The 23,888-nt window shown below is 73.0% G+C and carries 14 protein-coding genes; 9 read left to right on the top strand and 5 right to left on the bottom strand.

The window, feature by feature from the left end; genetic code table 11:
- Nucleotides 1-93: 93 nt before the first annotated feature.
- The 7 genes from ABZZ04_RS24645 (at nucleotide 94) to ABZZ04_RS24615 (ending at nucleotide 18,896) form a co-directional block, all read left to right on the top strand.
- Entirely contained in the window at nucleotides 94-1,167 is a 1,074-nt protein-coding gene (locus ABZZ04_RS24645) for an iron ABC transporter permease (RefSeq protein WP_356934454.1), read from the top strand.
- On the top strand, nucleotides 1,164-2,282 hold the full coding sequence (locus tag ABZZ04_RS24640; RefSeq protein ID WP_356934369.1) for an iron chelate uptake ABC transporter family permease subunit: 1,119 nt from the start codon (nucleotides 1,164-1,166) through the stop codon (nucleotides 2,280-2,282). Before ABZZ04_RS24645 ends, ABZZ04_RS24640 begins: the two co-directional genes overlap by 4 nt.
- A 25-nt stretch (nucleotides 2,283-2,307) precedes the next feature.
- Complete coding sequence (locus ABZZ04_RS24635; RefSeq protein WP_356934368.1) at nucleotides 2,308-3,201, top strand: ABC transporter ATP-binding protein; 894 nt, start codon at nucleotides 2,308-2,310, stop codon at nucleotides 3,199-3,201.
- Between the two features lie 142 nt (nucleotides 3,202-3,343).
- Entirely contained in the window at nucleotides 3,344-4,399 is a 1,056-nt protein-coding gene (locus ABZZ04_RS24630) for an iron-siderophore ABC transporter substrate-binding protein (RefSeq protein WP_356934367.1), read from the top strand.
- Between the two features lie 40 nt (nucleotides 4,400-4,439).
- Nucleotides 4,440-6,227, top strand: a complete 1,788-nt coding sequence (locus ABZZ04_RS24625; protein ID WP_356934366.1) for an ABC transporter ATP-binding protein — start codon at nucleotides 4,440-4,442, stop codon at nucleotides 6,225-6,227.
- A gap of 56 nt (nucleotides 6,228-6,283) precedes the next feature.
- Nucleotides 6,284-17,209: an amino acid adenylation domain-containing protein gene (locus tag ABZZ04_RS24620; protein WP_356934365.1), complete on the top strand. Its 10,926-nt coding sequence runs from the start codon at nucleotides 6,284-6,286 to the stop codon at nucleotides 17,207-17,209.
- A gap of 1 nt (nucleotide 17,210) precedes the next feature.
- Nucleotides 17,211-18,896 (top strand): ABC transporter ATP-binding protein, encoded by a 1,686-nt coding sequence (locus tag ABZZ04_RS24615; RefSeq protein WP_356934364.1) that lies wholly within the window; start codon nucleotides 17,211-17,213, stop codon nucleotides 18,894-18,896.
- 54 nt (nucleotides 18,897-18,950) lie between these two features.
- On the opposite strand, the gene ABZZ04_RS24610 is transcribed toward ABZZ04_RS24615, so the two are convergent.
- Complete coding sequence (locus ABZZ04_RS24610; protein ID WP_356934363.1) at nucleotides 18,951-20,042, bottom strand: alpha/beta hydrolase-fold protein; 1,092 nt, start codon at nucleotides 20,040-20,042, stop codon at nucleotides 18,951-18,953.
- A 165-nt stretch (nucleotides 20,043-20,207) separates the two neighbouring features.
- Here ABZZ04_RS24610 and ABZZ04_RS24605 point away from each other — a divergent pair, with 165 nt between their 5' ends.
- On the top strand, nucleotides 20,208-20,417 hold the full coding sequence (locus tag ABZZ04_RS24605) for an MbtH family protein (RefSeq protein ID WP_356934362.1): 210 nt from the start codon (nucleotides 20,208-20,210) through the stop codon (nucleotides 20,415-20,417).
- 24 nt (nucleotides 20,418-20,441) lie between these two features.
- Here ABZZ04_RS24605 and ABZZ04_RS24600 read toward each other — a convergent pair whose 3' ends face one another.
- Entirely contained in the window at nucleotides 20,442-21,224 is a 783-nt protein-coding gene (locus ABZZ04_RS24600; protein ID WP_356934361.1) for a TioE family transcriptional regulator, read from the bottom strand.
- Nucleotides 21,225-21,282: 58 nt separating this feature from the next.
- Between ABZZ04_RS24600 and ABZZ04_RS24595 the strand changes: the two genes are divergently transcribed.
- The gene (locus tag ABZZ04_RS24595; RefSeq protein ID WP_356934360.1) at nucleotides 21,283-22,488 is read left to right on the top strand and encodes an erythromycin esterase family protein; all 1,206 of its coding nucleotides are present in this window, start codon (nucleotides 21,283-21,285) and stop codon (nucleotides 22,486-22,488) included.
- A 59-nt stretch (nucleotides 22,489-22,547) separates the two neighbouring features.
- On the opposite strand, the gene ABZZ04_RS24590 is transcribed toward ABZZ04_RS24595, so the two are convergent.
- The 3 genes from ABZZ04_RS24590 to ABZZ04_RS24580 all read right to left on the bottom strand — a co-directional run bounded on the left by ABZZ04_RS24590 (nucleotide 22,548) and on the right by ABZZ04_RS24580 (nucleotide 23,885).
- Nucleotides 22,548-22,907: a peptidoglycan-binding domain-containing protein gene (locus ABZZ04_RS24590; protein ID WP_356934359.1), complete on the bottom strand. Its 360-nt coding sequence runs from the start codon at nucleotides 22,905-22,907 to the stop codon at nucleotides 22,548-22,550.
- Between the two features lie 301 nt (nucleotides 22,908-23,208).
- Entirely contained in the window at nucleotides 23,209-23,595 is a 387-nt protein-coding gene (locus ABZZ04_RS24585; RefSeq protein WP_356934358.1) for a VOC family protein, read from the bottom strand.
- Nucleotides 23,592-23,885: a metalloregulator ArsR/SmtB family transcription factor gene (locus tag ABZZ04_RS24580; protein ID WP_356934357.1), complete on the bottom strand. Its 294-nt coding sequence runs from the start codon at nucleotides 23,883-23,885 to the stop codon at nucleotides 23,592-23,594. Before ABZZ04_RS24580 ends, ABZZ04_RS24585 begins: the two co-directional genes overlap by 4 nt.
- Nucleotides 23,886-23,888 lie beyond the last annotated feature (3 nt).

Below are 23,888 nucleotides of genomic sequence, written 5' to 3'. Positions count from 1 at the left end.
GGACCCGTCGACGGCACGGACACCGCGCCCCGGGAGCGGGGCACCCGACTCCCCACGTACCACCGGTGGATCGAAGGAATGACGTACATCGACATGCGCACCACTGCGGTTGAGCGCCCGACACCCGAGGGCCCGAGGCCCGAGGGCCCGACGGAGGTCCGCCGGCGGCGGGCCGTGGGGCTGGCGGTGCTCGGGGCCGCCCTCGTCCTCGCGGCGGCGGTGTCCCTGGCCGTCGGCGCCCGCGCGCTGAGCCCCGCCGAGGTCTGGCACGGGCTGTCCGCGGACCCCGGCTCCGACCGGCAGCTCAACGAGATCGGGCTCATCGTGCAGACCGTGCGGGTGCCCCGGACGGTGCTCGCGGTCGTGGCGGGCCTCGCGCTGGGCATCGGCGGGGCGCTGATCCAGGGGCACACGCGCAACCCCATAGCCGACACGGGCCTGTTGGGGGTGAACGCCGGTGCCTCGTTCGCGGTGGTGTCGGTGATCGCGGTCTTCGGGTTCGCCGACCCGTTCCAGTACGTCTGGTTCGCCTTCGTGGGGGCGGCGGTCGCCGGGGTCGTGGTCTTCGGCCTGGCGAGCATCGGCCGGGGCGCGGGCAACCCGTTGACGCTCGCCCTGGCCGGGCAGGGGATCACGGTGTTCCTCGCGGCGATGACCACGGCGGTCGCGCTGTCCGACCAGAAGTCGCTGAACGCGCTGAGGTTCTGGAACGCGGGCTCCGTGGCCGGTGTCGGATTCGACGTCATCTGGCCGGTGACCGCCTTCGTGGCGATCGGAACGGTGTCGGCGCTGATCACCCTGCCCGCCCTCAACCTGCTCAACCTGGGCGACGACGTGGCGCGGGGGCTGGGAGTGAACATCGCGCTGAGCCGGACCGCCGGCATCGTCGCCGTCACCCTGCTGGCGGGCGCGGCCACGGCGGCGTGCGGCCCCATCGCGTTCCTCGGGCTGATGGTGGCGCATGTGGCCCGGTACCTGACCGGCCCGGACTACCGCTGGCTGGTGCCGTACGCGGGCCTGCTCGGCTCCGTCGTCCTGCTGGTCTGCGACATCGTGGGGCGCCTGGTGGTGCGGCCGGGGGAACTGGACGCGGGGGTCGTGGTCGCTCTTCTGGGTGCCCCGTTCTTCGCGGTCCTGGTGTGGCGCGGAAAGTTCAGGAACACATGAGCGGGGCGGACGTGGGATCGAGCGGGGCGGAAGCAGGTCCGAGCGGGGCCGGGACGGGACCGGGAGTGGCGCCGGGGGTGCGGATCGGCGCGGTGTCGTTCGTGTGGCGGCCCCGACTCGTCCTGGTCACGGCGGTGTTGGCGGCGGTGACCTTTCTGGTGTTCTGCCTCTCCATCGCGGTCGGGGACTTCCCCGTCGGCCTGCCCCGGGTGATCGCCACCATCCTCGGCCGGGGCGAACGGGTCGACGAGTTCGTGATCATGGATCTGCGGATGCCGCGCGCGCTGGCCGGGCTGGTCGTGGGGATCGCGCTGGGGATGTCCGGGGCGATCACGCAGTCCGTCGCGCGCAATCCGCTCGCCAGTCCGGACGTCCTGGGCATCACCGGGGGCGCGAGCGCGGTCGCGGTGTTCCTGGTGACCGCGTCGGGCGGTGCCGCCGCGGTGGTCACCGGCGCGGTGGGCCTGTCCGCGGCGGCGCTCGCGGGCGGTCTCGGCACCGGGCTGCTGGTGTACTTCCTGGCGTGGCGGCGCGGGATCGACGGCTTCCGCCTCATCCTCATCGGCATCGCGGTGAGCGCCGTGGCGCAGGCGATCACTACCTGGCTGCTGGTCTCGGCCGACATCAGGGACGTGGCCAGGGCCCAGGCATGGCTGGTGGGTTCGCTGGACGGCCGGTCGTGGGACGAGGTCCGGGTGGCGTTCTGGTGCGCGCTCGTCCTCGTGGCCGTCGTCGCCGGTGCCGCGTTCCAGTTCGGGCCGATGCACCTGGGCGACGAGATCGCAGCCGGGCTGGGCGTCCGGTACACGCGGGTGCGGGCGGTGCTGCTGCTGTGCGCGGTGCTGCTGGCCGCCGTGGCGGTGAGCGCGGCCGGCCCGGTTCCGTTCGTCGCGCTGGTGGCGCCGCAGGTGGCGATGCGGCTGGCGGGGTTCCCGACGCCACCGCTGGTGGCCTCCGGGCTGACGGGGGCGTTGCTGCTGATCGGCGCGGACCTGGTCGCGCGCACGGCGCTGCCGATCACCCTGCCGGTCGGCGTGGTCACCGCCGCGATCGGCGGCCCGTTCCTGGTCTGGCTGCTGGTGCGGGCGAATCTGAGGCGGACGGCACATGCGTAGGAGAGAACTCGAAGGAGGGAGGCCCGTGGCCACTCAGTTCATCACCGGGGCCGGGGCGGAGGACGGGACCACGGCCGGGGGCACGTCGCGGCTGGCGGCCCGGGGCGTCACGGTCGGGTACGGCGGCCGGGCGGTCATCGACGGTCTCGACGTGGCGATCCCGCCGGGGGTGGTCACCACGATCATCGGCCCCAACGGCTGCGGGAAGTCCACCCTGTTGCGCACCCTGGCACGGCTGCTCAGGCCGACCGGGGGGACGGTCGTGCTGGACGGCGAGGACATCGCCGGGCTCAGGACCAGGGACGTGGCGAAGAAGCTCGGGCTGCTGCCGCAGGCGCCCGTCGCGCCGGAGGGGCTGACGGTGGCCGACCTGGTCGCCAGGGGACGCCATCCGCACCAGAGCTGGCTGCGGCAGTGGTCGTCGGACGACGCCGGCGTCGTGGAACGCGCGCTGGCCATGACCGGGGTGTCCGAACTGGCCGGCCGTCCGGTGGACTCGCTCTCCGGCGGGCAGCGCCAGCGCGTCTGGATCTCGATGGCCCTGGCCCAGGACACCGACCTGCTGCTGCTGGACGAGCCGACCACCTATCTGGACCTGGCGCACGCCGTCGACGTGCTCGACCTGGTGGACGACCTGCACGAGGCGGGGCGCACCGTGGTCATGGTGCTGCACGACCTCAATCTGGCCGCGCGCTACAGCGACCATCTCGTCGTGATGCGGGCGGGATCGATCCTGGCGCAGGGGCACCCGCGCGAGGTGATCACCGCCGAGCTGCTGAACGAGGCGTTCGGGCTGCGCGCCGAGGTGATCGACGACCCGGTGGGCGGCCGGCCGCTCGTCGTACCGATCGGCCGCACCCACGTCCGGCCCGGCGGGCTGACCCTCGCGGGACGCGGCGACGAACCGCCGAGCCGGTGAGATCGGATGAATATGTGACTTCAACTCGGTTGAAATAAAGGTGAGTTGGGAAGTTAGGATAGGCTGGCCTCACTCATTTGGGCCAAGGTGTGACCGCCCTTGTACGGGGCGCCGTGGACAGCCCGAGAGCAAGGGGTTCTGGATGCTTCTCCATCGAACGGGGCCCATGGGGCCATGGCGGCGGACGGCGGCGGTCCTGTCCGCCGCGGTCCTCGGTCTCGGCCTCCTCGCGGGGTGCGGGTCCGGCTCGGCGGACAAGGAGGGCGACGACGCCCCGGCCGGCGCGGGCGGCACGTTCCCGGTCACCGTGGAGCACGCGTTCGGATCGACGGAGATCACCGAGGCCCCCCGAAGGGTCGTCTCCGTGGGCTACACGGACGACCAGGCCGTCCTGGCACTCGGCACCAAGCCGGTCGGCATGGTCGACCAGTACCCCAACCCGGCGGGCCGGTCCCCCGACATCAACACCCAGTGGCCCTGGGTGAAGGACAAGTGGGGCGACACCCGGCCCGAGGTCGTCATGAAGAACGGCGACCAGGGCCCCAACTACGAGAAGATCGCCGCCCTGCGGCCGGACCTGATCATCGCGGTCTACTCCGAGATCGACGAGGCCGCCTACGAGAAGCTCTCCAGGATCGCCCCGACGGTGGGCCGCACCAAGGGCGAGAAGGAACCCTTCAGCGCCCCGTGGCAGGACAACGCAGTGCACATCGCCAAGGCGCTCGGCAAGGAGGACGAGGGCACCGAACTGGTGCGGGGCATCCAGGACAAGCTCGACGCGGCCGGGAAGGCGCACCCGGAGTTCAGGGGCCGGACCGCCGTCGCGCTGTCCTGGTACAAGGACTCGCTCGCCCCGTTCACCTCCACCGACGTGCGCGGACGGCTGGTGACGGGCATCGGCTTCACCTACCGGACCGGGATCGACGAGGCCGCGGACGGCAAGTTCTTCACCGTGCTGTCCCCCGAGCGCGTCGACCTGGTCGACGCCGACCGCATCTTCGTCATCAACGACGAGGCGGACACGGCGGCGCTGAAGAAGTTCGAACTGTTCACCAACCTGCCCGCCGTCAAGAACGGCAAGGTGTCCTACCTGCTGGACAGCGAGGGACCGGCGGTCGGCGCCGCCATGTCCCAGGGAACCCTGCTGTCCCTGCCGTACGCGATCGACGAGCTCGTCGCATCGGCCGGCCGGGGATGAGGCACGAACCGCCGCGCCTGCGCCCGGGCCCGGTCGCCGCGTGAGCGCCACCGGCACCCGGGCCACCCCGGCGACCCTGCGCACGGCGACCGGGGGCGAGGCCACCCGATGGGTCGCGGCACACTGCCGCCGGACACCGTGGCTGACCGCCGCCACCCTCCTCGGCACGGTGGCCGGGGCGGCGCTCCAGGTGCTCCCGGTGCTCCTGCTGGGCCGGGTGGTCGACGGTGTGGTCGGGGGCGAACCCCGCTCGGTCCTGGTCACGATCGGGGTGTGGATGGCGGGAGCCGCACTGCTCGGCGCGGCGGCCACCGCGGCATCGACGTACCTGATCGGACGGCTGGGGGCGGACCTGCTCGCACGGCTGCGGGAGGGCGCCGTCCGCGCGGTGCTGGGAATGCCGAGCGCCCGCGTCGAACAGGTCGGCCGGGGCGACGTGCTGTCCCGGGTCGGCGACGACGTCGCCGTGCTGTCCAAGGGCATGAGGACGGCCGTCCCCACGGTGTTCTCGGCGGGAGTGCTGGTCCTCATCGCCACGGCCGGCATGTTCGGCCTGGACTGGCGGCTCGGCCTGGCCGGAGCCGGCGCGCTGCCTGCGTACGGGCTGGCCCTGCGCTGGTACCTGCCCCGGTCCGCGCCGCTCTACCGGAAGCAGCGGGTGGCCCAGGCCGACCGGGCGCAGGCACTGATCAGCGGTCTGAACGGCATCGACACGGTACGGGCCCACCGGCTGGAGGGCGCCGTCCGAGAGAAGGTCACCCACGAGTCGTGGCGGGTGCGCGAGCTCGGCATCGAGGTGTTCCGGCTCTTCGGCCGGTTCGTCGGCCGGGAGAACCGCGCCGAGTTCATCGGACTGGTCCTGATCCTCGTGGTGGGCTACGCCCTGCTGGAGGCCGACGCCGCCAGCCTGGGCGAGGTGTCGGCGGCCCCGCTGATGTTCCACCGGCTGTTCACCCCGCTGGGCGCCATCATGTTCACCTTCGACGAGGCGCAGAAGTCGGGCGCGAGCCTCACCCGGCTGGTCGGGGTGCTGGGGGAGCCCGCAGAGGAACGGCTGGTGGGCGACGGGGCCGTCGCCCCGGCGGACGCCGCACCCCACCCGGTGACGGTGGAGGGGCTGACGTTTTGCTACCCCGGCGCCGACGAACCGGTCCTGCGGGACGTGAACCTGTCCATCCCGGCCGGTGGCTCGCTCGCCCTGGTGGGGGCGACGGGCGCGGGCAAGTCGACCCTCGCCGCGCTGATCGCCGGCATCGGGACCCCGCAGGCCGGGTCGGTGCGCATCGGACCGCACGACCTCGCCGGTCTGGACGAGGCCGGGGCGCGGGCCCTGGTGAGCATCCTGACGCAGGAGACGCACGTGTTCTCGGGGCCGCTCGCCGAGGACCTGCGGCTCGCCGCGCCCGACGCGGACGACGGACGGCTGACGGAGGCGTTGCGCACGGTCGGTGCCGACCGGTGGGTCGAGCTGCTGCCCGACGGGCTGGACACCGTGGTCGGCGAGGGCGGCGAACGCCTGGACGTCACCAGGGTCGCCCAGATCGCCCTGGCCCGGCTGGTGCTGCGCCACTCGCCGGTGATGGTGCTCGACGAGTCGACCGCGGAGGCGGGCAGCGCGGGCGCCGCCGAGCTGGAACGGGCCGTTTCGGCCGCCTGCGCGGGCCGGACCACGCTGTTCGTGGCACACCGGCTGACCCAGGCGATGGCGGCGGACCGGATCGCCGTGCTGTCCGCGGGGCGCGTGGCGGAGGAGGGGACGCACGAGGAACTGGTGGCCCTGGGCGGCCAGTACGCGCGGCTGTGGCGCGCCTGGCGGGAGGGCAGTTAGGCACATCCGGGTCAGTTGGGCCAACGCGTATGCCACGGAAGGATGCTGAGTCTTCGATGAGGGAATCGGGCGCTCCCCGCGTACTTTTTTCTCCCACCCGGCTGGCGGCCCTGCGCCGGCGAACCGGCGACCACGACGACCGCACCCTCGTCGAGGCGTGCGCCGTCGCACTGGCGTACTGGGCGACCGGCCGCGGCCCCGAGGGCATGGACCTCACCCCCGGCACACCGTTCGCCGACGTCCTCGTACGGGTCGACAACGGGGGCTTAGGGAAAGGGAGCTGGGAGATCGGCCCGGACGGCCGGAGCATCCTCGTCCCCGACGGCGTCGCACCGGCCGAGGCGCAGCTCGCGCTGGACGACCTGGCCGACTTCCCGGACCGGCCCATCGGCACCGTCGGCCCGTCCAGTACGGCGGAGCGGATTGAGACCCTCGCCGGCTGGAACGACACCCGGGCCGACCGGGACCGTCCCACCGTCGTGGAGATGTTCCGCGAACAGGCCCGCGCCAGGCCCGACGCGGTCGCCGTCGTCGACGAGAAACTCACACTGACCTATCGTCAGGTCGATGAGTACTCGGCTCAGTTGGCCCACCACCTGAACGGTCTGGGGATCTCCTCCGAACAGGTCGTCGGCATTTCGCTGGACCGCTCCGCCGAGATGGTCGTCGGGCTCCTCGCCGTGCTCCGGGCGAACGGCGCGTTCGTGCCGCTCGATCCGCGCTGGCCCGCCGCGCGCCGGGCCGTCGTCATCGAGGACGCCCGGGTCGTGCTCCAGCTCAACGCCTCGGGCGGGCACGACGCGGACGAACCGGACGCCGTGGCCGTCGACCTCGACGACTGGGGATTCGCCGACCACCCCGTCGAAGGGCCCGAGGCGGCCGTCCCGGGCGCCGCGCTGGCCTATGTGATCTTCACGTCCGGATCGACCGGGCGGCCCAAGGGCGCCATGATCCGGCACGAGGCGATCAGCGAGCGCCTGCTGTGGCAGGTCCACGAGATCCTGGGCTTCGGCCACGACGACGCGTCCCTGTTCAAGGCACCGCTTTCCTTCGACATCTCCATCAACGAGATCTTCCTGCCCCTGGTGTCCGGCGGCAGACTGGTGGTCCTGCGGCCCGGCGGCGAACGCGACCCGCACCACCTGCTGAACGTGATCGCCGAACAGCGCGTCACCTTCACCTACCTGGTGTCGTCCATGCTGGACGTGCTGCTGGAGATCGCGGGCGACTCCGGCGGCCTCGACAGCCTGCGGCACGTGTGGTGCGGCGGCGAGGTGCTGACCCCGGAACTGTACGAGCGGTTCCGCACCCGCCTCGACATCCCCATGTACCACGGCTACGGACCGGCCGAGACGACCATCGGGGTCTCCCACGTCGTCTACCGGGGCGCCGCCGAACGCCTGTCGACGTCGATCGGCAGGGCCAACCCCAACACCCGGCTGTACGTGCTGGACGACGAACTCCGCCCGGTCCCGACCGGGGTCGGCGGCGAGCTCTACGTGGGCGGATTCCTCCTGGGCCGCGGATACGTCAACGCCCCCGGCCTCACGGCCTCCCGGTTCGTGGCGAACCCCTTCGCCGATGACGGGTCCCGGCTGTACCGGACCGGCGACCTGGCACGCTACGCCCCGGACGGCTCGCTGGACTTCCTCGGCCGCGCCGACAACCAGGTCAAGATCCGCGGCATGCGGCTGGAGATCGAGGACGTCGAGGCCGGTCTCGCCGAACACCCCGGCGTACGGCACACCTGCGTCGTCGCGAGGAAGAACCCGGCCGGCGGCACCCACCTGGTGGGGTACGTGATCCCGGCCACGGGCGACGAGGACCTGCGGGCCGAGGACGTCCGGGAGTGGGCCGCCCGGCACATGGTGGAGTACATGGTGCCCGCCCACCTCGTCGTGATGAAGGAGTTCCCGCTCACCGCGAACGGCAAGCTCGACCGGGCCGCGCTGCCGGAACCCGGCATCGGCACCGGCCCGTTCGCGGAGCCCGCCACCGACGAGGAACGCGCGGTGTGCGCGGCCGTCTCGGCGGTGCTGCGGCTGGAACGGGCCGGCGTCGACCAGGACTTCTTCCGGCTCGGCGGGGACAGCATCCTGGCCATCTCGCTGCTGGGCGCGCTGCGGGAGGCGGGCCTCCACGTCACCGTGCGGCAGATCTTCACCCACAGCGTCCTGGGGGCCCTGGCCGCGGTGGCGAGCCGGCAGGAAGCACCGGCCGCGGACCGCGACGACGTCGCGACCGGTCCCGTCGTGGGACCGCCCGTCGTGCAGTGGCTCGGCGGGACCACGGACGCGATCGACGGCTTCGTGCAGTCGGTCGTGCTGAACACCCCGGCGGAGCTGACCGCCGACGCCCTCGACGAGATCCTCGCCGCCGTGCTCCGGCACCACGACATGCTCCGCGCCGAACTGGTGCGCGGCGACCGCTGGGGCTTCGTCGTCCCCGAGGCCGGGCGGGCCGTCGTGGGATGGCAGGAGAGCGACCGTTCACCGCAGGAGTGCGTCGCGCTCGCCACCGAGGCGCTCGACCCGGAGAACGGCGTGATGCTGCGCGCCGTCTGGCGCCGCGGGGCGCGGCAACTGGTCCTGGTCGCACACCACGTCGTGATCGACGGCGTGTCCTGGCGGATCCTGATGGACGACCTGGCCACGGCATGGCGCCGGTACGCCGCGGGCGAACCGGTCGGACTGCCGCCCGTCGGCACGTCGTTCAGGCGCTGGACACAACTGCTGGAGCGCACGGCGTCCGCCACGGACCCCGCCCGCTTCCGGTGCTCCCTGCCGGGGACGGACGCACCGGTGGGCAGGCGCGCACCTGCCGGGACCGACACCGTGGCCAGGGAACGGACCCGGACCGTCTCCATCGGCGCCGAGGAAACGGCCGCGCTGCTGGGCACGATCCCCGCGAAGTTCCACGCGGGCGTCAACGACGTGCTGCTGACCGCGCTCGCCGTCGCCCTCGCCCGCTGGCGCCGTGACCGGGGACAGGACCAGACGTTCGCCCACATCGAACTCGAAGGACACGGCCGCGAAGGACGCTTCGTGGCGGACACCGCCGGATTCGAACCGGAACTGTCCCGGACCGTGGGCTGGTTCACCACCCTCTTCCCGGTCGTCGTGGACCCCGGAACGGCGGTCGACCTCACCTCGCCCGCCTACCTGACCGCCGCGCTCAAGGCGGTCAAGGAGGACCTCGCCCGGGTGCCGGACAACGGCATCTCCTACGGAGCCCTGCGGTACCTGACCGACAACGGGCCGACCGGCCCCGCCCCGCAGGTGCTGTTCAACTACCTGGGCCGCTTCGACGCCGGTACCGGAGGGGACTGGCAACTGGCAGGTCCCGCAGGGCAGTTGGGCGAGAAGCGCGATCCCCGGATGCGTCTGCCGCGAACCCTGGAGTTCAACGCGATCGCCGAACCCGGCGCGAGCGGCGCCCACGAGCTGGTCACCACCGTCTCCTGGCCCGACGGGTTGTTCACCGACGAGGACATCACCACCATCGGCCGGTACCTCCGGACCACCCTGACCGCCCTGGCCGCACTCGAACACGGCGGCCACTCGCCCAGCGACTTCCCCCTGGTACCGCTCACCCAGGCCGATGTCGACGAACTGGACGGCCCGGCACTGCGGGACGTCCTTCCGCTCACCCCGCTCCAGGAGGGCCTGTACTTCCACTCCGTCTTCGACGGCGACGCGACGGGCAGCTACGTCGAACAGCAGCTGCTCACGCTGGAGGGCGAGGTGGACGCCGACCGGCTCGCGGCGGCGGCGACCCGGCTGCTCGTGCTGCACCCCGACCTGGCCGCCCGGTTCACGGCCCTCGCCGACGGCCGGGTCGTCCGCGTCCTGGAGAGCGGCGCGACGGCACCCTTCACCGTGCTGGACCGCCCCCTCGCCACCGACGACGAGATCCGCGACCTCGCCGAACGGGACCGCCGCACCGGATTCGACCTGGCCACCGGGCCGCTGATGCGGTACACACTCGTACGCACCGGCTCCGGCCGCGACGTCCTGGTGCAGACCGTGCACCACATCGTCGCCGACGGCTGGTCGGTGCCGCCGATGCTCCGCACGCTGCTGGCCGAGTACCACGCGCCGGGAAGCGGCCGTCCGCGCGGCGACCACCGCGACCACGTGCGCCGCCTCGCCGCGCACGACCACGAGGAGAGCGACCGGGTGTGGCGCGGCGAACTCGCCGGCCTGCCCGGCCCCTCGCTGGTCGCCGAGGGGCACATCCCCTCCGGACGGTTCGCCGATGCCGTCGTCGAACCGTCCGGCGACATCGACGCCGCCGCCCGGTCGGCCGGCGTACCCCTGAGCGTGGCCGTGCACAGCGCGTGGGCGGTGACACTGGGCGGCGTCCTGCACCGCCGGGACGTGGTGTTCGGCTCCACGGTGTCCGGGCGCGACGCGGCGGTGCCCGGCATCGAGGACCTGGTGGGCCTGTTCATCAACACCATTCCCGTACGCGCCCGGTGGACCGACGGCACCACCGCCCGAGAACTGCTCGCCTCGGTGCGGGAGCACCAGGGCAGGGTGCTGGCGCACCAGCACGTCTCGCTGGCGAGGATCGGCCGGCAGGCCGGCACGAGTCCCCTGTTCGACACCCTGGTGGTCTTCGACGTCGCGACCGACGTGGCGGACCTGCGCGGACCCGACGACACCCTGGTCGTCACCGGCATCGCCAACGAGGGCGCCCCGCACTACCCGTTGACCCTGGTGGTGGAACGCACCCCCGACGGCCGCCCGCGCTTCAACCTGATCCACGACGGGGAACTGCTGCGCGAGGAGAGCGCCGAGGCGATCCTGCACACCTTCACCCGGACCCTCACCGGCCTGCTCGACCGGCCGGACACCCCGGTCGCCGCGGCGGCCCCCGGCCCCGTCCGGCCCCCGGCGCGGTTCGCCCCGACGACCCTGGGCGAACTGTTCGACGCCGCCGCGGACCGCGACCCGGCGGCCACCGCCGTCACCGGGTGCGCCCTCGACGGCTCCACCCGCTCCCTGACCTACGGCGAACTCGCCCGGGAGAAGGACGAGTTGGCCTCCACCCTGCGCGCGGCCGGGGCCGGTCCGGGCGAGCTGGTCGCCGTCGCCCTGCCGCGCTCCCCGGAACAGGTCGTCGCCCTGGTCGCGGTCGTCACCGCGGGCGCCGCGTACGTACCGCTGGACCCCGCGTACCCGGACGAACGCCTGGCGTACGTCCTCGCCGACACCGCCCCGCGGGTCGTGCTCGTGGACCGCGAACAGCGGGGCCGCTTCGCCCGGCTGCTCGACCGGGCGGGCGTGCCGGCCCGGCTGCTCGTCCGGGACGACGAACCGGCGCCGCCCACCACCGGACCGAAGGCCGGCCCGCACGACCCGGCGTACGTGATCCACACCTCCGGCTCCACCGGCCGACCCAAGGGCGTCGTCGTCCCGCACTCGGCCGTGGTGACCCTCCTCGCGAACACCCGGTCCGACATGGAATTCGGCCCGCACGACGTATGGGTCCAGTTCCACTCCTCCTCCTTCGACTTCGCGGTCTGGGAGCTGTGGGGCGCGCTGGCGCACGGCGGCGAACTGCTGGTGCCGGAGTACGGTCTGACCCGCTCCCCGGTCGACTTCCACAAGCTGGTCCGCGAACGCGCGGTGACCGTGCTCAACCAGACCCCGTCGGCCTTCCACCGGTTCGTCGAGGCCGACCGGCACTGCGCCGAACCGGTCACGTCCCTGCGCCGGATCGTCTTCGGCGGCGAGGCGCTGGACCCCGGACGGCTGCGCGGCTGGGTCGAGCGGTACGGCACCGCCTCGCCCCTGCTGGTCAACATGTACGGCATCACCGAGACCACCGTCCACGTCACCCACCGGGTGCTGACCGACGAGGACTTCGGGCCGGGCCGCGACGTCAGCCCGATCGGCGGCCCCCTGCCCGGCCTGGTCACCCATCTGCTCGACGACCGGCTCCGGCCGGTGCCGCCGGGCCGGGTGGGCGCCGTCTACGTCGCGGGCGACCAGGTGGCGCTCGGCTACCTGGGGCGGCCGGGACTCACCGCGGGCCGGTTCGTGGCGGACCCGTTCGCCGGCGACGGCTCCCGGATGTACCACACGGGCGACCTCGCCCGCCGCACCCTCGACGGCGAGCTGGAGTTCGCCGGCCGGGCCGACGACCAGGTGCAGCTCATGGGCTTCCGCGTCGAGCCGGGTGAGGTGGAGTCGGCGATCAGGGAACTCGACGGCGTCGTCGACGCGGCCGTCACCGTCGCGGACAGCGGCGACCACCTCGTCGCGCACGTCGTGGGCCGGGCACCCGGCGACCTCGTCGACCGGCTGTCCGCCGCGCTGCCAGCGCACCTGGTGCCGGGCCGGGTGCTGACGGTCGCCGCCCTGCCGCTGACGGTCAACGGCAAACTGGACCGCGGGGCCCTGGCCGCGAACGCCGCACGGACCGGCCCCCCGACGGCCGCGGAACCCGCCGTACGGAACGAACTCACGGGGAACGGGGGCGACTTCGCGCTCGACGCCCTGGTCGACGTCTTCGCCCGGACACTGCCCGGCGCCGCCGTGGACGCCGACACCGACTTCTTCGGCGCCGGGGGAGACAGCATCGTCGCCATCACCGTGATCAACCGGGCCAGGGCGCTCGGCCTGCCGCTCACCCCCCGGGACGTGTTCCTGCACAAGACACCACGAGCCCTCGCCGACCACCTGCGCACACACCTCCCGCGGCCCGCGGAGCCCGCACCGGCCCGCCGCGAGAACGGCCCGCTGCCGGCCACCCCGATCATCCTGCGCCAACGGGAACTGGGCGGATCACTCGCCCGGTTCGCCCAGGCCAGGGCGCTTCCGGCGGCCGAGGGCACCGGACTGGCCGACGCCCGGCGCGCCGCGAACGCCGTCGTGGCCGCGCACCCGGCCCTGCGACTGCGGCTGCGCGTCGAACACGGCGTGTGGGCCCTGAGCACCGAACCCGCCCGCGAGGCCGTCGTCGTCCCCACGGACGCCGCCGACGCCACGGCAGCGGCGAACGAGGCCGCCGACCGGCTCGACCCCGAGGCCGGGGACGTCATCGCCTTCTCCTGGCTGGAGGCGAGCCGCACCCTGGTCGTCACCGTGCACCACCTCGCCGTCGACGCGGTGTCCTGGCTGATCCTCCTCGACGACCTGGCCACGGTCATGGGCGGGGCGGACCCGGCACCGCCGACCACGCCCTACGCCGAGTACGCCGAGGCGCTGGCGGCGCGGGCCGTCCGGGAGACCGACGGCCTCGGGCACTGGATCACCACGCTCCGGGCGCCCGTGCTGCTGCCCGAGGTCCGGTGCCTGCGCGAGAGGGCGGTCGTGCTCGGCCCCGGGGCGAGCGATCGCGTGACGCGCGACGCGCCCGCAGCCCTCGGCACGGGCCTCACCGAACTGTTGTGCGGAGCGCTGCGCACCGCCCTGACACATGTTCAGCCCGTGCCCACCGACCTCGCGGTCGAACTGGAACGGCACGGCCGCGTCCCGGTCCTGGAACACCACGACTACACCCGCACCATCGGCTGGTTCACCGCCATCGCACCGGTACGGCTCACTGCGCACACCGACCCCGTCGCGGCCGCCCGCGAGGTCGCCGAACGCCTGCCGGACGAGCACGCGCACCTCGCCCACGGCCGGCTCAGGTACCTCAACCCGCAGACGGCACCCCTGCTGGCCGCCCGCCCGCAGGTGCTGTTCAACTACCTGGGCCGGGGCGGCGAGTCCCGGGCACCGCACATCACCGGCGCCGACCGGAACGACCGGTACGCCGTCGAGGTCAACGCGTGGACCGACGACACCACCGGCAGCCTGCACGCGGTCTTCACCCTCGCCGACGGAGTGCCCGACGAGATCACCGGACACTGGCTGGACGCGCTGGAACACCTCGCGGACGCCGCCGCGACGGCCGAGCGCACGGCACCGGTCACCCCGCTCCAGCGCGGTCTGTTCTTCCAGGCACAACTGACGGGCCCGGCCGGACACTACGTCGCACAGAACTGGTTCACCTTCGACCGGCTCCTGGACACCGACGCCCTGGCCGAGGCGATGGCGTACGTGATCGCACGACACCCGGCCGCGGGCGCCGGCTTCACCACCGACGACGACGGCGACCCGGTCCAGGTGCTCGGGGCGGGCCGGCGCGTCCCCGTCCGCACGGTCGCCCCGGCGACGGACGCGGAGGTCGAGGCGCTGCGCGTCCGGGACCGGGAGACGGGATTCGACCCGGCCGAGCCGCCGCTGATCCGGCTGACCGCGGTACGGCTGCCCGACGGCCGGGACGGCCTGCTGCTCAGCCACCACCTGCTGCTCTGGGACGGCTGGTCCCGCGAGATCGTGCTGCGGGACCTGTTCGAGGCGTACGAGGCCTTCGCCGCGGGCGAACCGCCGACCGCCGTCCCCGCCGTGCCGGGCTTCGAGGACTACGCCCGGGAGCTCGCCGCCAGGGACCCCGGGGCGTCGAACCGCTTCTGGGCGGAGCACCTGGCCGCGCTGCCGGGCCCGACCCTGCTCGCCGGACCGGCCCCGGCCCTCCCGGACGGACTTCCGCACGCCCTCGTGCACACCGTGTCCGCCGAACTGTCGGACCTGCTGCGGGAAGCGGCCAGGACCCACGGCGTCACCCTGAACACGGTGCTGACCGGCGCGTTCGGCCTCCTTCTCGGCGCCCGCACGGGCCGCGGCGACGCCGTGTTCGGCGTGACCGTCTCGGGCCGGGAGGGCGAGGGCCACGACGGCATCGTCGGGGTGCTGCTCAACACGGTGCCCATGTGGACCCGGGCCCGGCCCGACGACCGGGTCGGCACCTACCTGGCGGCCGTGCAGGCGGCCAGGGTCGAGGCGATGGAGCACGAACACCTGGGGCTCGGCGAGATCCAGCGGGCCGCCGGGCACGACACCCTGTTCGACAACCTGTTCGTGCTCCAGAACTTCCTGGACCTGGACGCGTTCGCCGAGATGAACACCCGGCACGGCATCACCTCGGTGACGGCCGACGACTCCACGCACTACCCGTTCACCTGGGTCGTCACGCCGGGCGACCGCCTCACGGTCAAGCTGGAACACCGCGACGACGACCACGCGGGAGCCCGCCGCCTCCTCGACGACTACCTGCGCGTGCTGGAGGACCTGGCCCGGTCGACGGGACCGGTGGGCGCGCTGCCCGGCCCGGTGCCCGCCCCCAAGCCCGCGGAACGCACGGACATCGGCACGGACACCGTCGTCGACCGCTTCGACCGGGCGGCGGACCGCGACCCCGGGCGGGTCGCGCTCGTCGCCCACGGCTCGGCCCTGACCTTCGCCGAACTCCGGGACCGCAGCCGGGCCCTGGCGGGCGTGCTCGCCCGGCGGGGCATCGGCCCCGAGAGGACCGTGGGCCTGGCGATCCCGCGCTCGCCGGACTCGATCGTGGCCCTGTTCGCCGTGCTGCGCGTCGGCGCCGCGTACGTACCGCTGGAACTGGACCACCCGGACGAACGGATCGCGACGATCGTCGCGGACGCCCGGCCCGAGACGATCCTCACCGTGAGCGCCGTGGCACCCCGGCTGAGCGGCGACCTGATCGAACTGGACCGCCCGCTGCCCGGGGCCGACCCGTACGTGACGTTCGCACCGGACGACCCGGACCGCCTGCGCCACCCCGCGTACACGATCCACACCTCCGGATCCACCGGAAGGCCCAAGGGCGTGGTGACCGAGTACGCCGGGCTCACCAACATGCTGATCAACCATCAACGGCGGATCTTCGAACCGGTCCTCGCCGAGCACGGCCACCGGGTCTTCAGGATCGCGCACACCGTGTCGTTCGCGTTCGACATGTCGTGGGAGGAACTCCTGTGGCTCGCCGACGGTCACGAGGTCCACATCTGCGACGAGGAACTGCGCCGCGACGCCCCCCGCCTGGTCGAGTACTGCCACGAGCACGGCATCGACGTCATCAACGTGACCCCCACCTACGCGCAGCAACTGGTGGCGGAGGGCCTGCTCGACGACCCGGCACGGCGGCCCGCCCTGGTGCTGCTGGGCGGCGAGGCCGTCGGCCCGGCACTGTGGCAGCGGCTCGCCGACACCGGGGGAACGGCCGGCTACAACCTCTACGGGCCCACCGAGTACACCATCAACACCCTCGGCGTCGGCACCTTCGAGTGCCAGGACCCGGTGGTGGGCGTGGCGATCGACAACACCGACGTGTACGTACTGGACCGGTGGCTGCGGCCCGTGCCCGACGACGTCCCCGGCGAGCTGTACGTGTCGGGCGTCGGCATCGCGCGCGGCTACCTCGGACAGAGCGCCCTGACCGCGCACCGCTTCGTCGCTTGCCCGTTCGGCGGACCCGGCGAACGCATGTACCGCACCGGGGACCTGGTGACCCGCCGGCCCGACGGGAACCTGACGTACCTGGGCCGCACCGACCAGCAGGTCAAGATCCGCGGACACCGGGTCGAACCCGGGGAGGTCGAGGCCGCGTTCACGGCACACCCGGCGGTGCGGTTCGCCGCCGTGGTGGCCCAGCCCGACCCGCAGGCCGACGGCGCGTACCGGCTGGCCGCCTACCTCGTGCTGGAGGACCCGGAGGGCGCGGACCTGGCCCGGGTCGCCGCCGAGGCGGGCGCCGGACTGCCGGACTTCCTGCGCCCGACACATTTCGCCAGGGTCGACGGCATCCCGCTGACCGTGAACGGGAAGGCCGACACCGGGGCGCTTCCGGAGGCCAGGCCGCTCGGCACGCTGACCACGACGGGAGAACGCGGCCCGGGGACGGAGACCGAGACCGCGGTGTGCGAGTTCTTCGCCGAGGCCCTGGACCTGGACGACGACGAGGTGAGCGCGGTGAGCGATTTCGTGTCCCTGGGCGGACACTCCATGCTGGCGGTACGGCTGACCGGGCTGCTCCGCCGGGAGTACGGTCCCGTGATCACGATCCGCGACCTGCTCACCCTGCGGACCCCCGAAGCGATTGCCCGTCACCTCGATGAGAGCTCCTGACATGCGAAATTCCCGGCCGGGAGCGGACATCCTGCGGACCGCGCTGCGCCGCAACGTCGGCGCCATGGTCCGGGGCACCGTCCTCATGGGCCTGTACCAGGCGGGGGAGACCGCCTTCCCCATCGCGCTCGGCCTGATCGTCGAGCACACCATGCGGGACCGCGGCCCGGCCGCGCTCGGCCTGTCGATCGGGGCGCTGGCCGTGATCATCACGACGGTGTCGCTGTCGTGGCGGTTCGGGATGCGCGTCCTGCAGAAGGCCAACACCACCGAGGCGCACCGGTGGCGGGTGCGGGTGGCCGCCCGGGTGCTCCAGCCGGTGGCCGGGGATACGGATCTGAAGTCCGGCGAGGTGCTGACCATCGCCACCGAGGACGCCGACCAGACCGCCGACATCATCGAGGTGGTGCCGCTGCTGGTCAGCTCCCTGGTCGCGGTGGTGGTCGCGGCGCTCGCGCTGGGACTTGCCGATGTCCGGCTCGGCCTGCTGGTGATCGTGGGGACCGTCGCGATCCTGTCGGTCCTGGCTGTGCTGTCCAGGCGGATCGGGGCCAGTACCCGCGAACAGCAGGCCCGGGTGGCGCGGGCGGGCGCCAAGGTCGCCGACCTGATCGTCGGCCTGCGCCCGCTGCACGGCTTCGGCGGCAACCACGCGGCGTTCGGGGCCTACCGGAGGGTCAGCACGGACGCGCGGCGCCAGGCGATCACCGTCGCCGGGGTGAACGGCACGTACGAGGGCACCGCGCTGGCCCTCAACGCGGTGCTCGCCGCCGCCGTGTCGCTGACGGCCGGCTGGCTGGCGTTCGGTGGCGGGATCACCGTCGGGGAACTGGTCATGGCCGTGGGCCTCGCGCAGTTCATCATCGAACCGCTGAAGATGTTCTCGGAGATGCCCAAGTACGTGATGATCGCGCGGGCCTCGGCCCAGCGGATGGCGCTGGTGCTCGACGCCCCGCCGGTGACGACCCCGGGACCGCGCCGCCCGGCGAAGGGCGGCGGCCTGACGCTCGACGGGGTCCGGTACGGGGCCCTGCGCGGGCTGGAGTTCGAGGTGGAGGCCGGTGCGTTCGTGGCGATCACCGCCTACCGGCCGCGCGAGGCGGCCGACCTCGCCTCGGTCCTCGCGGTGAACGTGCCGCCCGACGCGTACGGGGGAGCGGTGCGGCTCGGCGGGCAGTCGCTCGCGGAACTGTCGATCGAGGCGGTCCGCGAACACATGCTGGTGAACCCGTACGACGGGGAGATCTTCGCGGGCACCCTCCGCACGAACATCGACCCGTCGGGCACCGGCCGGATGGTCCCCGAGGCCATCGAGGCGTCCATGCTGACCGACGTCGTCGCCCTGCACCGCGAGGGACTCGACCACGAGGTCCGCGACCGCGGGGCGAACCTCTCCGGGGGGCAGCGTCAGCGGCTGTCCCTGGCCCGCGCCCTGGCCGCGGACGCCGAGGTGCTGGTCCTGCACGACCCGACGACCGCCGTCGACGCGGTCACCGAGCAGCTCATCGCGCGCAACGTCGCGAAGCTGCGCCGCGGCCGCACCACGGTGGTGCTCACCAGCAGTCCGGCGCTGCTGGACGCCGCCGACCGGGTTCTGGTCCTGGACGGCGGCGTCATCACCGCCGAGGACACCCACCGCAACCTCCTCGCCGGCAACGAGGAGTACTGCCTGGCCGTGGCCCGCTGAGGCGATCGGTCGGGCGGTGGGGGCGGTGCGTCCGGACGCACCGCCCCGGCCGGTTCAGGCCAGTGCCCAGGCGACATCCCTGAGCAGGGCGTGCCGCCAGCCCGCCCGGTCGTGCCCCGAGGCCGAGCGGGAGACCCGCACGGTCGCACCGGCACGTTCGGTCAGGGCCTCGGTCAGCTCGCAGTGGGGCAGCATCCGCGTCTCGTGCTCCCCCACGTCGAACGCGCACCGCAGCCCGGACAGATCGGGGCCCCGCCGCAGACGCGCGGCGACGGTGCCCCCGACCGGTCCGCCCAGGGGGTCCGCCAGGTCCACGGCGCCGGGCGTCCACCAGAAGGAGGCCGACTGACAGGCGACGCGGGAGACCAGCTCCGGGAACTCCAGCGCCGCGTACAGCGCGCTCAGCCCGCCCAGGCTCTGCCCGGCGACCACCAGCCGGTCCGGATCGGCCGGTACGCCGGACTCCGCGACCAGCGGCAGCAGTTCGTCCCGGACCGCCTCCCACAGCTCGGGCCGGCACCCGAACTCGGCCTGCCGGTCCCCGGCCGGGAGGAAGACCAGGGTGACGGGAGGCACATCACCGGCGGCGACGGCCGATTCGAAGGCGGTCATGGCCGGGTGCAGGTACAGCCAGTCGTCCCCGTCGAGCAGCAAGACCACCGGACCGCCGCCGCCCACCGGATGGACGCGCACGGTGCGCCGCCGCCCGCCGAGCCGCCCGCCGGCCCAGCGGAGCCGGGTGCGGGGGAGGGGCAGGACGTCGTCGGCGCCGACCGGGGGCCAGTGCGGCTGGGCCGGGGCGTCCGGGGTCGCGGCGATGGACCGGTCGCCGCCGGCACCGACCGGGTTGAACGGGTCGGCGTGTGCCGCGCCGTCCGCGAGGATCCGGTAGGTCACCCGCAGCCGCGCCGGCATGCGCACCAGGGCGTACCAGCAGTCCGTGGCACCCCACCGGCGCAGGGGAACCGGTGGCGACCAGCTCTCGAACTCGATGACGGCCGGGGAACCGCGCCACAGGAACAGGGCCGGCCGGCCACCGTCGTCGGCGGGCACCGGAACGGGCGTCCGCGCCGCCGCCCAGAACGCGTCGGTGCCCGGTTCGCCGGGCGGTCCGAATGCGGCGAGGGCTTCCTCCGCCACGTGCATGAACGTCTCCTTGTGAGGGGGAGGGGGAGCAACTAGGCTCGTCATGCATTAGGTGAGCCTAACCTAATGCACCTTCTTCCCGGTGCGGGGCTCCGGTACGCCGACCTGACGGTCGGTCATCAGGGGTTCACTGCCGACGTGTTCACCCCGAGGAGGAACCGAAGCATGAGCACCAACCCGTTCGACGACCCCGAGGGCCGCTTCCTGGTCCTGGTGAACGACGAGGGACAGCACTCGCTCTGGCCGTCCTTCGCCGAGGTCCCCGGGGGATGGGCGGTCGCCCTCGGCGAGAACACCCGGGAGGCGTGTCTGGAGTTCGTCGAGACCAACTGGACCGACCTGCGCCCCCGGTCCCTCGCGGCCGCCACCGACTGACCCCGCGCGACCGGCGGCCGGGATTCACCGGTCGTGGCGGGTGGCCGGGGCTCGGCCGCGCTCGTGGAGGTACGCCTCCAACTCGGCGGCCCCGGCCAGCATCGCCCGCCCGCGAGCGGACACCCGGTCGTGCCAGTTGCGCAGGGCGGCCTCCAGGGGCTCCAGTCCGCCCGCCGACCGCACCTGGGCGATCAGCGGGGCGATCTGCTCCAACAGGTAGCCGCCCCGCCTGAGTTGATGGGCCATCCGGGCATCCCGTACGTCGGCCCCGTCGTAGACGCGGTATCCGGTCAGCGGATCGCGGCGAGGCCGAAGCAGCCCGGCGCGCTCCCACTTGCGCAGCGTCGCGGGCCGGATTCCGAGCCGCCCCGCCAGATCCCCGACGAACATGCCACCGGATCCGGGTGCCACCGCGCCGGATCCGGGTGTCGCCGCGCCGGGTCCGGGATCGGGGGCGGACGCCAGGTCGCGCAGGGCGTCCTCCACGGCCCGGAGCGTTCGCCGGTCGTCGAGCAGTTGGGCATGGCTCTCGTCGATGAGACGGAACGCCTCGTCGGTCTCGCCCCGGTTCACGGCCCGCATGATCGACGTCGCCGTCCGGTGGCCGTGGCCGGGCACCAGGGCGAGGAACGTGCGCAGGGCCCGCGCGTGCAGCGGGGCGTAGGTGCGGTGGCCGTGCGGTGTGCGGTCGGCGGCCGGAAGGATGCCGGCCTCCTCGTAGTTCCTGACGGCCTGTGTGGACAGACCGTGCCCGCGTGCCAGGTCGATCGGCCTGAGACGTTCACGGCTTTGAAGCTTTCGTCCCATCGAGCCCCTCGCATCGCGCAAAAGTTTCAACCGAAGGTTCAACGATACCGTTCAGGGCATGGCAACCGACATCAAGGAAACCATCCATGCCGTCGAGGCCGCCGCCATCATGCGGCTGCTCCCGAACCGGCCCCGGATGCTCGCCCTGGGCGAGCCCACCCACGACGAGGACACCCTGCTCGACCTGCGCAACGAGCTCTTCCGGCAGCTCGTCGAGCAGGAGGGCTACCGGACAATCACGGTCGAGAGCGACTGCGTGAGGGGCCTGGTCGTCGACGACTACGTCACCTCGGGCACGGGCGTGCTCGACGAGGTCATGGAACACGGATTCAGCCACGGCTGGGGCGCCCACGCGGGCAACCGCGAGCTCGTGCGCTGGATGCGCGCCCACAACGACGGCCGACCCGCCTCCGAACAGGTCCGCTTCGCCGGTTTCGACGGCCCGCTGGAGATCACCGCGGCGGAGAGCCCCCGGCAGACCCTCACCGCACTCCACGACCACCTCTCGGCCCGGGTGGACGCGGACCTGCTCCCCTGCACCGCGGAAACGCTCGACCGCCTGCTCGGCCCCGACGACCGGTGGACCGAGCCCGCCGCGATGACGGACCCGTCCCGGTCCGTGGGGCGGTCGGCCGATGCCGACCGGCTGCGGCTGATCGCCGACGATCTGGTGGCACTGTTCGACGCGCGGACGCCGTACCTGGCCGAGGAGGTCCCGCAGGACGAATGGGACCGGCTGCGGCTGTACGGGCGCACCGCGACCGGCCTGCTGCGCTACCACCACTGGATGGCCGACACCTCACCGGCCCGCATGAACCGGCTGGTGGGCCTGCGGGACCAGATGATGGCCCACAACCTCCTCGCCCTCGCCGAGCGGGGCCCGGTGCTCGTCCACGCCCACAACTCCCACCTCCAGCGGGAGAAGAGCTCGATGGGGATGTGGCAGGGGCCGGTGGAGTGGTGGAGCGCCGGGGCGCTGGCGGGTGCCGGGCTCGGCGGCGAGTACGCCTTCGTGGCCACGGCCCTCGGCACGATCCGCCACCGGGGCGTGGACGCACCGCCGCCGGACACCCTCGAAGGGCTCCTGCACGCACTTCCGGAGGACCGTTGTGTCGTCGACGCCCGGCGGCTGGCGGCGGTCCTCGGTGACACACCGCCCGCGCCCCGCGTGTCCCCCTGGTTCGGTTACGCCCCGTTCGACCCGGCCCATCTGGCGGACAGCGACGGCATCGTGTTCGTCAAGGACGTCCCGGGTGGGGCCTGACGCCCGGAGCGCTGTCGGGCGGGGCCCCGGGCCCCGGGCGTCGGGCGTCGGGCGAATTCCTATCCGGGGTAGGGGTCGTAGCAGTCGAGGGCGGGGTTGTAGAGGACGTTCCAGGTCCTGGCGCCGACGATTCCGTCCTTGGTCAGACCGTGGCACCCCTGGATCCACTTGATCTTGGCGCGTGTCTTGCTGCCGAAGGCGCCGTCGACGCCCAGTTTGGGCACGCCGCCCCAGATGTTCGACAGGCACTGGGCCTGTTTCACCGCCGCTCCGGTGTTGCCGTACTGAACGGTCGGGCGGTGGGTCGACGAGACGTGGGCGCAGCCTCCGGGTGCGGCGCCGGCCGATGGCGCACCGACTCCCAGGAATCCGGCGGCGAGTACAGCGGCACCCAGGACGGACGTGATCCGGTTTTTCATGGCACCTTCCCCCACTCAAATAGTCACTATGTGTGACATTTTGTGAATGTAAGGATGTGAAGGTTCTCTGTCGAGAACGCCGGGACGAATTTCGGTCGGCAACCTTGTCTCGCGTGCCGTCTGCCGGGCGGGATCGGCGGGGGCGAACCGGTCCGTGTGTTCGAACCCGAGGTCGGGATGCGCCGTCGGGAGGCGGCGTGCCCCGGCTTCCCGCGCCTGCTCCCGACGCCAGTTCGAGAGCGGCCCGGCGGTGAGACTGGCCGGATTTCGACGAGGCCCCGCCGCCTCCACCCGGGGAGCCCTATTCGCTGTGCACGATCTGGATCAGGTTGCCGCAGGTGTCGTCCAGAACCGCGGTGGTGACCGGTCCCATTTTCAGCGGTTCCTGGGTGAAGCGCACCCCGAGCCCGCGCAGCCGGTCGAACTCCGCCCGCACGTCGTCCACGGCGAAGGAGGCGGCCGGGATGCCGTCCGTCACCAGGGCCGTCTTGTACGGCTTCACGGCGGGGTGGCCGTCGGGCTCCAGCAGCAGCTCGGTCCCGTCGGGGGCCTCCGGCGAGACCACGGTCAGCCAGCGGTCCCTGCCCAGGGGGATCTCGTTCTTCTTCACGAAGCCCAGTACGTCGGTGTAGAAGCGCAGGGCCTTGTCCTGGTCGTCGACGAAGACGCTGGAAAGGTGGATCCTCATGGGGTGCTCTCCGGTGTGTCGGGCCTGAGCCACCGGGCCACGATGTGTTCGAGGGGTTCGGTGTCCAGGTCGTGGAACTTGTAGCGGCCCTGGCGACGGGAGAGGACCAGGCCCGCGGATTCGAGTACGGCCAGGTGCTGACTGATCGCCTGACGGGACAGCCCCAGGCCGTGCTTGGTGACCAGCCGTGAGCAAATCTCGAACAGGGTCTGGCCGTTCCGCTCCGTCAGCTCGTCGAGGATGAGCCGGCGGGTGGGGTCGGCCAGTGCCTTGAAGACATCTTCCGCCATGAC

Source organism: Streptomyces sp. NPDC006435 (assembly GCF_040612315.1).
In the GTDB taxonomy this organism is placed as follows: domain Bacteria; phylum Actinomycetota; class Actinomycetes; order Streptomycetales; family Streptomycetaceae; genus Streptomyces.
The sequence above is the reverse complement of the archived record's forward strand: the minus strand, read 5'-3'. Positions and strand labels throughout refer to the sequence as shown.